Source organism: Clostridium sp. Marseille-Q5894 (assembly GCF_946902305.1).
Lineage (GTDB): Bacteria > Bacillota_I > Bacilli_A > Erysipelotrichales > Coprobacillaceae > Thomasclavelia.
Window position 1 is genome coordinate 242,840 of the sequence record NZ_CAMPPT010000002.1, and the last position, 11,316, is coordinate 254,155.

The 11,316-nt window shown below is 32.4% G+C and carries 7 protein-coding genes; 4 read left to right on the top strand and 3 right to left on the bottom strand.

Annotated features, from left to right (window positions below; genetic code table 11):
* Window positions 1-24: 24 nt before the first annotated feature.
* The 3 genes from OC535_RS03865 to OC535_RS03875 all read right to left on the bottom strand — a co-directional run bounded on the left by OC535_RS03865 (window position 25) and on the right by OC535_RS03875 (window position 8,050).
* Window positions 25-1,377 (bottom strand): HNH endonuclease, encoded by a 1,353-nt coding sequence (locus tag OC535_RS03865; protein WP_498823218.1) that lies wholly within the window; start codon window positions 1,375-1,377, stop codon window positions 25-27.
* 83 nt (window positions 1,378-1,460) lie between these two features.
* A complete protein-coding gene (locus OC535_RS03870) occupies window positions 1,461-2,414 on the bottom strand; it encodes a DUF3991 domain-containing protein (RefSeq protein WP_498823219.1) in 954 nt (317 codons plus the stop codon).
* Between the two features lie 47 nt (window positions 2,415-2,461).
* Window positions 2,462-8,050 carry a helicase-like domain-containing protein gene (locus OC535_RS03875; RefSeq protein ID WP_498823220.1) on the bottom strand — a complete coding sequence of 1,863 codons (5,589 nt, stop codon included), beginning with the start codon at window positions 8,048-8,050 and terminating at the stop codon, window positions 2,462-2,464.
* Window positions 8,051-8,261: 211 nt separating this feature from the next.
* Here OC535_RS03875 and OC535_RS03880 point away from each other — a divergent pair, with 211 nt between their 5' ends.
* From OC535_RS03880 to OC535_RS03895, 4 genes are all read left to right on the top strand, one after another.
* Window positions 8,262-8,792, top strand: a complete 531-nt coding sequence (locus OC535_RS03880) for a DUF6431 domain-containing protein (protein ID WP_222704623.1) — start codon at window positions 8,262-8,264, stop codon at window positions 8,790-8,792.
* 75 nt (window positions 8,793-8,867) lie between these two features.
* A complete protein-coding gene (locus tag OC535_RS03885) occupies window positions 8,868-10,115 on the top strand; it encodes a DDE-type integrase/transposase/recombinase (protein WP_027088813.1) in 1,248 nt (415 codons plus the stop codon).
* Window positions 10,115-10,915, top strand: a complete 801-nt coding sequence (locus OC535_RS03890; RefSeq protein ID WP_498823190.1) for an ExeA family protein — start codon at window positions 10,115-10,117, stop codon at window positions 10,913-10,915. The genes OC535_RS03885 and OC535_RS03890 overlap by 1 nt, the downstream gene beginning before the upstream one ends.
* Window positions 10,902-11,219, top strand: coding sequence for a DUF6618 family protein (locus tag OC535_RS03895; RefSeq protein ID WP_027088811.1), 318 nt, complete (start codon window positions 10,902-10,904; stop codon window positions 11,217-11,219). Before OC535_RS03890 ends, OC535_RS03895 begins: the two co-directional genes overlap by 14 nt.
* The last annotated feature ends 97 nt before the right edge of the window (window positions 11,220-11,316 follow it).

Genomic DNA, 11,316 nt, shown 5'->3' on the forward strand with positions numbered 1-11,316 from the left:
ACATTAACTTAATTTGCTAATGTCTTAATAACCATAATACTCATATAATTTTTCTAAAGTAATTGGTATTTTTTTTGCTTTTAATAAATCTTTTCTTTCTTCATATAATTTTTTGATAAGTTCTTTAGCGTTATACCCATAATGAATTTCATTATGGCAATTACTACATAATGATACAATATTTTGTTCTACATCTAATGAATATTCAAATTCATCTTGAAAAGATAAAGGTATTAAATGATGTGCTTCTGTATAAGGAGTTTCTCCATCTTTCTTCAAGAAACATCTATGATTTTTATCAATTTCGCAAGTGTAGTTTGCGTGATTTAAAGCATTTAAAGCAATTTGTTTATCTCTTTGGTAAATGATTATATTGTTGACAATTGTTGAATCAGGTTTTTCTATTGGTTCATCTGAATATTCAAAAGCATTATCGGACTTCTTTTCGCAAGAAAGTTCTAGTTGAAGCTGAGTATCAATTTTTACTTCTTCTTTTTTTATCTCATTTCTCATATTACTATCAATAGTATCGATATTATTTTTAATTTGAATACATTCTTTAATACACCAATCAATGAATTGTTCTTGAACAATATTGTAATGTGTGTATTTTAAGATGAATTTCTTATGTTTAGTAGAATTGTTAAGTGAATTTTCGGTTATTTCAAGATGGTTAGATAAATCATTTTCAAGTTCTTTGATATGAGATAGATAATATTGAAATATAGATTTACTTCTTCTAATATAGATCTCAATCCATTTATTTTGAGAATTGTATCTTATGACCAAATGAACATCATTACTTCGCCATGAAACATCATAATAGGATCTATTGTGTGTTCTTGTTTTAAAAAATAATGAAGCAAATATATTATTAGCGAACGCTTTATCTTCAAATTTTTTCCAAAAATAATCAAAGGAATTATCAGTTATTAAATTATGAATAAGTGTATTTTCTATTTGATAATTTAATATATATTCAGCCCATGTATGAAGATTATTATTATCATTATAGAATTTTCTTGGACCTTGTATTCTGCCATTTAATCCATGAGATGCAAGCTTTTCCAATGTAAGTTCATCATTATCAAATTCTTTTATTAATTTAAGTCTTACATAACCATTTCCATTTAATCCTGATTCATATTGAATTTGATCTACCCAATATTTTCTATCATCTCTATATGTTTTTCCATTTATATTGTCATTTACCACTTCACAGACATATTTAATTGCTTGAATTGGCTTGCTAACATAAATGAAAATTGTATCTCCAGTTTTATAGTTTGAGTTTTTCTTCCAGTCAACGAATTGTAGTTCTTTAAATGCTAATTCTACATTATATTTTTTTGGATTAGCAGCAATAAGCCATAGCATGAATATACCTTCTTCCTAAATTTTGATGTTTTTAACTTTTTATAATTATCTCATTTAGCAAGATACTTAACAATCTATTTTCATCATCTTTCATGTAAATATTTCCTAGTTCGAACTCGTTTAATTAATAATTCATTCATGTCTTTTACAGTTTGAGGAGTATTATCAAAGACTGTATATCTATCCTTTAAATGATAAATAATCTTTAATGTTGTATCTTTTCCTGCTTTATCGTTATCAAGATATAGATGAATAGTTTTTATATTTGGATGATGATTTAAAAAATATTCTAATGCAACTGGAATTGAACTTTCTTCAATTGACTGACCGATAAGTGTTGCTCCTGATAGCGAAAGATAGTTATCATTCAAGTAATCTCGACCTTGTCTTTTTAATAAGGTAAGATAAGAAAGTAAGTCAATTGCTGATTCAAAAACATGTAATATTGAAGAAGAATCCTTAACAATATTGAAACTATTTTCTTTATGACTTCCGGCTAAGTCCATTTTAAAATTGGAAGTTGTTGACCTTTTTGTTGCATGTCGAGGAAAATGGTGTTCATCATATCCGATAAATATAACAGAATGATCCTTTTGAGTCTCGTAGACTAAGTGGTTATTTATGCAATAATCAACAATCTTTTTATCAATACATCTTTCTTTTGTAAGATATTTAATTAGCTCGTTTTCATTTTCATTTCTATTGGGCAAGCGAAAAGGGGCAGATATTTTGATAGTTTGTTTTGATTGAATTGGTGTTTTATTTTTAATTAATTGCTGAAGATACAGAGCTGCATCTAGAAAACCCCATCCTTCAACTTTAATAAAATAATCTAAAGCAGATACACCACCAATATTTTTAGCCCAGTAGCACCACATTCCATTGGATAGGTGAAGGGAACTATGACTTTTAATTTTGTAATCATTTCTTCCGTTTTTAATGAGTTCTTCTGCTTCATAATTTTGAAAATAGGTTAATAAATCTAACTGTCTTACGACTCTTAAATCTTTTGTGCTTATTCTTTTTTTACGGGTCATTGTTTGACTTCCTTTCCTGTATCATGAAGAAAAGGGAGCATACTCCCTTATCTTGAATATTCATTTTTTGTTATTGAAACATCTTCAACTTCATCATCCAATCCAGCTTCTAAATGTTCATCATTGGTTCCAATATCTAATTCTTTATTTAATTCTGACAGTCTTTTTGATTTTTCCTGAAGTTCTTTTTCCTTTTCAAATGGACGTTTGACTTCTTCTTTTGCAGTTTCAAACTGATGTTCAACTGTATCAAGTAAAGCTTTTTCGACTTGAAGTTTTTTAGAAATATTATCAATTTGATTATCTAAACGAGTGATATTTCCATAGACATCAGTACCCAGTTCTACAAGATATGTGGCATTCTTTTTGAGTTCAATCATATGACTGTTACTAAATGTATCATATGACAAGCTCATTTGAAATCCTCTATATTCGCCTATTTGTGTAGGATGAAGTGATTGAACTTGCTTGCAAAGAAGTAATAATGCATTACCAGCTAATTCCTTTTCCTGATAGAATTTGCCACTTAATTTCATTCCTGCAAATTCATTAACTGGTACGACTTCTTTCATATCTTGTTCATATGCTTTCACTTTTTCATTTATTGAAGATATTTTCATAGGATAGTACTTGATGATTTTATCTTCCAGATCATACTTTTCAGAAAGATAATTAGCTTTAGCAAGTTTCAGTTTGCTGACTTGAATATCTAAATCCATCTTTTCCTTAATCTTAGGATTACCACTAGCTAAAGCCTTAATTTCGGCATAACTTAACGATGCTTCGTCAATATCTTCAGCACTTCTTACTGGAGACTTGCTTGTCATGATCTGAGAAATAAATTTTTGCTTGTTTTCGACAAGCTGATATAAATACGCATCAAATGTCTGTTCAGTTACATATCTGTAAATATGAACATCTGAATTCGTATTTCCTTGTCGAATGATACGACCAGCTCGCTGTTCCAGGTCAGATGGACGCCATGGACAATCTAAGTCATGACTGGCAATTAATAAGTCTTGAACATTAGTTCCAGCACCCATTTTTGCTGTTGAACCAATAAGAATCCTTACATTTCCTGAACGGACTTTACTGAATAGTTCCTTCTTTTTTGCATCAGTAGGTGCATCATGAATATAGGCAATTTCAGTTGCTGGAATACCTTTTTGAATCAGTTTCTTTGTTATATCATCATAGACATTAGAGTATTCAAAATTATTCAGTTCATTATTAGCTATTTTTCCCTTTAATGAATTTGAAGATTTTGAAGGTGTAGACATATCACAGAAGATAAGCTGAGTAGCTTTTTTATCTCTGTTTTCCTGATAGATGTTGAAGACATTTTCAACACATGCGTTTACTTTGCTGTCTTCATTATCAGAAAGCAGGGGATTGATGAGTCTCTGGTCTAATGCTAATTTTCGACCATCGTTTGTAATCTTCAGCATATTATCTTCTGTAGGATCAACATTTCCATCTCGTACCTTTTGAGCACGATCAGCAAGTGATTCAACCATTTCTTTCTGTAAGTTACTAGGTTTCACTGCAATATTGTGATAGTGAGCATGAGGTACTGGCAAGTTTAGCATATCGGCAGTTTTGATATCAGCAACTTCTTTAAACATATTTATAAGTTCTGGAAGGTTGTAGAATTTCGCAAATCTTGTTTTCATACGATATCCAGTTCCTTCAGGAGCCAGTTCAATTGCTGTTGTTGTTTCTCCAAATGTTGATGCCCAGCTGTCAAAATGCTCCAGATGATGTTCCTTAAGAGTGTTGTACTGAAGATAGCGTTGAATCGTATACATTTCTGTCATTGAATTACTGATAGGTGTTCCTGTTGCAAAGACAATTCCTTTACCACTCGTTATTTCATCAAGATATTGACACTTCATAAACAGATCTGATGATTTTTGTGCTTCGGGTTGTGATAATCCAGCAACATTTCTCATTTTCGTATATAAAAAAAGATTTTTGTAGTTATGACTTTCGTCTACAAAAATCCTGTCAACACCTAATTCTTCAAATGTAACAACATCATCTTTTCTTTCAGTATCATTAAGTTTTTCTAATCTTTTTGTGAGCGACTTTTTCGTCTTTTCTAGTTGCTTGATGGAATATCTTTCTCCATGATTCTGTTTCAAATCTTGTACGCCTTTGGTGATTTCTTCTATTTGATTTTCTATGAGCTTTTTTTGTCTTTCTACTGACATAGGTATTTTTTCAAACATCGAATGACCAATGATAATGGCATCATAATCACCAGTCGCTATTCTGGAACAGAATTTTTTGCGATTGCTTTTTTCAAAGTCCTGCTTTCTTGCAACCAGAATATTAGCACTTGGATAAAGCTGTAAAAATTCTGAACCCCATTGTTCAATAAGATGATTAGGTACAACAAACATACTTTTTTGAGATATTCCTAATCGCTTTAATTCCATACATGCAGCAACCATTTCAAAAGTTTTCCCTGCACCGACAACATGAGCAAGCAGGGTATTACCGCCATAAAGTATATGTGCAATTGCATCTTTTTGATGCTTTCTTAAAGTGATCTCACTGTTCATATTAGGGAATTCTAAATGATCACCATTATATTCTCTTGGTCGTGTAGAATTAAACAGCTCATTGTATTTCTTTGTTAGCTGTTCTCTGCGGTCAAAATCTTTCCATATCCAGTCTTTAAATGTTTCTTTGATGGAATCCTGCTTTTGTTGAGCAATCATTGTTTCCTTTTTATTTAATATAGCAACTTTTTTACCATTCTCATCATATGAATAGTCATAAATCTTTGTTGCTTTAAGATTTAAACAATCTTCAATAAGTCGATAGGCATTAGCTCGACTCGTTCCATACGTTTTTTCAGCCTTGGCATTATTTCTGTCATAGTTCTTGTTTGAAATATTCCATTCAGCAGTTACATGAGAATAGTTGACATGCATATATTCCTTTGCAAAATGACTAGTAGATAGCAGTTCAAACATAAACTGTTCATAAACTTGTGGATCAATCCATGTTGCACCAATTCTTACTTCTATTTCACTGGCAGTGAGTTCTTGTGGCATGGCATGTTCCAGCTGTTCAACATGATACTGATATTGAGGATTAATACTTGCTGACAGTTTAGCTATTTCAAGTTTCTTGCGAATATTACCACTTAAGTATTCATCAGCAGTTACATATTCTTCAATGGATCCATCATTAATGTTAGGTATCTTATAAATAACACCTTTTAAATCATCAATGATTTTATCTTTATCATAATCTGTTATAGACTGCATGTAATCAAAGTCAATTTTTCCTTTTTCACTTAAGGATAGCATTAAGGCTTCATTGGAAGTTTCAACATGATTTTTTAATTCATGTTTTCTTATTGTACGTTTAGTAAAGATATCAGCTTTTGATTTTAAAGTTCCATCTTCATTAATGTTTTCTAGTGAACAGAGCAGGTAGTAGGCACTATCTTCTCTAAATGCAATAGCATTTCCTCGACTGTTGATAAGACCGTACTGTGAGGTAAATGTATCATAGAGCTGATTCAGATTGACCTGTTCATTATGAATCATGTCATCCGGATAATCTTCTTTTTGATAGTCGATTAGTCGACGAACAGAGTCTCTTATTTCAATCATTCCAGTAATACGATTTTTTGCAGTTTTAGATAATTCAATCTTTGACATCTGACTGTTTTCTCTGAAATAAATGTCACCATCAACAAGAGTGTATGAAAAATTCCTTACTGTAGGATCAGCAGGAATACGTGTGATATCTTCATTTTCCTGTAAGAGAGGGGAGTCGGATAAGATAATACTGTCCATATTTCCATGAATGGATTGAATGGCAATATCAAGACTTTCTTTTAAGGATATATCCTCAAAAGGACTTACAGTTAAGTCTTCACGTCCATACATGCTTCTGTTTTTTTCAGGTGTTCCTAAAATCATATCCGGATGTTCAATGAAATAGGAGTTATAGGTCAAACCATTTTCATCAGCTTGAGTTGATAGCCATATATCATCATGAACAACAGGTCTTTCACGTTTTTGAAGAATCAGAATATCGCTGACTGCTTTTGTATTGGCAGCTTTAGAAAATGTATCATCAGGAAGTCTTATAGCTCCTAACAGTTCAGCACGTTCATTGATATACTTTCTTACTGTTGAATTGGCTTTATCCATTGTATAGCGGCTTGTAATAAAGGCAATGATACCTCCTGGTCTGACTTTATCTATAGTTTTTGCAAAGAAGTAATCATGAATATTGAAGTTATATTTATCGTACTTCTTATCGAGAATGCCAAACTGACCGAAAGGGACGTTCCCAACAGCTACATCAAAAAAAGAATCAGGAAGATTTGTTTTTTCATAGCCTTCTACAGCAATACTGGCATTTTGATAAAGCTGTTTTGCGATTCTTCCGCTAATGGAATCTAGTTCAATTCCATAGAGCTTTGAATCTTTCATTGATTCAGGTATCATGCCAAAGAAATTGCCAGTTCCACATGCTGGTTCTAGAATGTTTCCATAATTGAAACCCAGTTGATTTAAAACTTTATAAATACTTTCAATAACAGCAGGTGGAGTATAGAAAGCAGTTAATGTTGACTCTCTAGCCTTTGTGTATTCTTCTTCGGATAGTAATGTTTTGAGTTCATGATATTCGTTTGCCCAGTTTGATTTGGAATCGTCAAAAACATCAGCAAGTCCACCCCAGCCAACATATTTTGATAGAACATCCTGTTCTTCCTTAGTTGCGTTTCTTTTTTGCTTTTCCAAAGAAAAAAGCAGCCTGATTGCTGCAATGTTGTTTTTATATCGTTCCTTTGGTGTTCCTTCACCAAGGTGTTCATCTTCAATATGATAGTCTATTTTTGCTGCTTGTTTAGATTCTCTTTCAGGAAGTTCCTTTTGTAATGATTCATAGCCAAGAAACTTCTGATAGTCTACATCATTGATACCAGTAATTTTGTCATCCTGATAGTTGAAAACTTCCTTTTTGAGAAAATTATAAAACTCTTTTCCGCTCCACATGGAATCTTCATTGCCGGCAAGAATCATTTCATTTTCATCATCCCATGTAATGTCGATATTGTCTATTTGAAGATGACTTAATATTTTTTCTAGGAGTTCAACTTCTGAATTTTGTCTGTATTCTTTTGTGACAGCCTTTTGATACTTTTTCAGGTATTCGACAAGCCCGCTGTAAGGAAGAGTACTATAGGCAATCGTTCCATCATCATGATAATCAATGTAGTCAGTATAACTGAGATGCTGTCCTGGGTTTATCATAGTAAGCTGTTCTGTTTTGATATGATAGCCTTTATCAATGATATTATTCAGCCACTGTTTGGCATATTTTGTTAAATCAGTAAGATTTTCGTTATAGCTGCTTTGATTGTTCTCAGGCACTATTGATACTCCTAAAGAATCATTTGAATATTCAGCAGGTGTTAATGTTTTGTTTTCAATATCTATTTGAAATGACATGTATGGTTCATTATATTCCATTCCATTTAATTCTGCTGAATGAAACATACTGATGACATTGTCATTATCAAAAGAAATCATGAGCTGCTGTTCGTAGTCATTTGCTGTTTTTAATGAACAGTAACTGGCATCATGACTGTTGATTAGCACATTATATAAAATAAAAACAATACCATCCAGTCAATTAAAATTAATAAATGCAACAAAACAGTTAGAATAATTTGATAAAATTATATGCAAGTTATTCTAACTGTTTTATTATTATATAAAGGAGTTAAACATACGAAAAAAGAAAGGGTCATCGGTTCGCCTTCCTGCCTTTCTTTTCCCAAAAAACAAAACGTATGTTTTGTACAAGATTATGATAACATTTCAAACCTTCAATTTCAACAATTATTCTCAAGATTCATATGACCTTGATATTTCATCTCTTGCTCTTACTAAAATCAAATGTACATGCGGTTCTACTGGTCATTTTCACAGACATGCTGTCTATCCCCGTTATTTAACTCTTGATTCTGACAATACTATTTTAATTTCTATCGTTAGAATCAAATGCGAAAGCTGTAACTGTACTCATGCTCTTTTGCCCAGTATTATCATTCCTTACCGGATTTTGTCCAATCCCTGTATAATAAAAATAATCCAGTCCTATCGCAATGTCAGTGATTCTGCTTCTGTTATTTCTAAAATAACTGGTTTTTCTAGAGAACTGGTCAAAAAAATTATTGCCTTTTATATTAAATTTCACAAAGAACGTCTCACTTCTTTTTTGGCTTTTTTTGGTAGGTGTGACTTTGAATGTTTTGATTTCATAATAAATTATTTTTCAGAATATCATGTTATGTTTATGCAGCATATTTCAACTAAAAATATGATCATTTTTACATGATTTCTTTTTCCCATACCCCTTCCTTTGAATATGCCTCCACTCTGTTATATGGTTAGGTCAGGAGGTGTATTCTATATGAATAACAGTAAAAAAGAAGATTTAAACATTCAAATTGCACTTTTCAGGTATGAACTGATCGTTCCCGTTCTTAATGAAACATATCCTGACCGTTCTGCGCTGCAGTACTACAAAAGAATTACGTCTACTCCGTTTCGGTATCCTGACGGCACTTCTAAAGAATTCTCTTTCCAGACTGTACGGTACTGGTATGACCTGTACCGCAGGGAGGGATTTAATGGGCTGATGCCAAAAACACGTGAAGACAAGGGGCATTCACGCAAACTGACCAAAGATGTAAAAAATAAAATCATTGATATGAAAGCAAACAACTCCAGGATGACCGCCACTTCCATTTATCTAAAACTGATAGAAGATGGCGATATATTGAAAAAAGATGTATCACTTTCAACAGTATCAAGATTTATTGCCTCAAAACCCGAACTTAACCGAATACCTGTTGAAGATATGCGGGCCTTTGAAATGGAACATTCCAATGACATGTGGCAGATGGATACTACTTACTGTTCCTATATTAACGATGACAGCGGGCATAAGCTCAGAACATATCTGATCATGATTATTGATGATCATTCAAGGATGATTGTTGGTTATGGATTTTTTCTCGAAGACAATGCAGTAAATGTTCAAACCGTATTAAAGAGAGCTGTAACTAAATACGGCATACCAAAAAGAATTTTTACTGACAACGGCACACCGTACAAGAATGAACAGCTGCCACTTATCTGTGCTCAGCTGCAGATTCAGATAAGTCGTGCAAAAATCTTTCATGGCAACCAGAAAGGAAAGGTGGAGCGGGCCTTTAAATCAGTAAAGGAACAGTGGATGTACAATACTGATTTCAGCCAGTTTAAAAGTATCGAGGATATAGATGCTGCTTTTGGTATATATGTCAATCAAAAAAACAATTCTCCACATGCATCATTAAACGGTCAAACACCATTGAATGTATTTATGGATGATTCAAACTTAATCAGGAGAATCGATTCAAATTTACTTGAAAAGATATTTTATCATACGGTTACCAGAAAGGTAGCCAATGATGCAACAATCAGACTCAATACCAGAATTTATGAAACAAAACAGGAATATATCGGCACAAGAATAACAGTTAAATACAAACCGGATTTAAGCAACGTTTATATATATGAAAATGACAGTTATATAGAAATCTTTGAAGTCAGAAAGGTTGACAATTCCAGAATAAAAAGAAATAAACCATTATTTGCACAGGAGGATTCATGATGAAGGATTTTAAGATTTATTACGGACTTGAATTCAATCCGTTTGAAAAAGGACAGCCTGATATAGAAATATCTACAAATGATTTTAAAGAAGCACTTGGTCGGCTTAACTATCTGAAAGATGTTCGAGGAATTGGACTTTTCACAGGACGCAGTGGAACTGGCAAGACATTTATCATGAAAAAATTCAGTGAGACACTAAACCCAGGACTGTATAAGGTTATCTATATGCCAATGTCTACATTGACAACGATTGAATTTTATCGTGAGCTGAGCAGTCAGCTTGGGCTGGAACCACAGCATAAAAAAATAGATAATTTCAGAAATATACAGAGCTATATAAAAAGTACTGTCGATGAAAAAAGGATCGTACCAGTGATCATACTGGATGAAGCTCAGTTTTTAAAAACTGATATTCTTAATGATCTTATAATGCTTTTAAATTTTAATTTTGATTCAAATAATTATGTAATTTTGATCCTGTCAGGAACACCAGTATTAAATCACACTGTCAACAGAGCTGTGCATGAAGCATTGAAACAGCGAATTGTAATTCAGTATGAAACTTCTGGAATGAATGAGAAAGATATCGAAAGGTATGTGGTTGAAAAGCTAAAAAAAGCAGGAAGAACACAGCCGCTGATAATGCCAGATGCGCTCAAGGCATTATCAAATGCAAGCCAGGGATCATCAAGAAAGCTGAATAATTTATTGACCCACTGTTTAATAATAGGAGCAGCCAGAGAGAAAATGGTAATCGATAATGAAACAGTAATGGAGGCAGCAAATGAAATCGGATAAAACAATAAGATATAACTGCAGATATAAAAAGCAGGTATGGAAATGTGAAATAAGAAATATAAAAAAAATCAATGAAATAACATCATTCAGTATAAGCGGAAGAAAGAGCAGGTATGACATATATTTAATTCAGCTGGGACAAGAGCGTTGGATTGGTATACCAGAGATAAATGTATCAAGTCCATTAAGTACGTTAGATGATATTTTTTGGAACAGTGAAAGGATTGGAAATATCATGCACAGCATAATTGATGGTGTAATGATTGCAGAAGGATTAAAATTAATATATGAAAATGCAGTGTAAAGCTGCATTTTTGTTACTGTTAAAGTATAAAATAAAGTGCGGATATTGTCTAAAATAGTATAACAAATTTAATTAATCGTGATGATTTTACATTTAA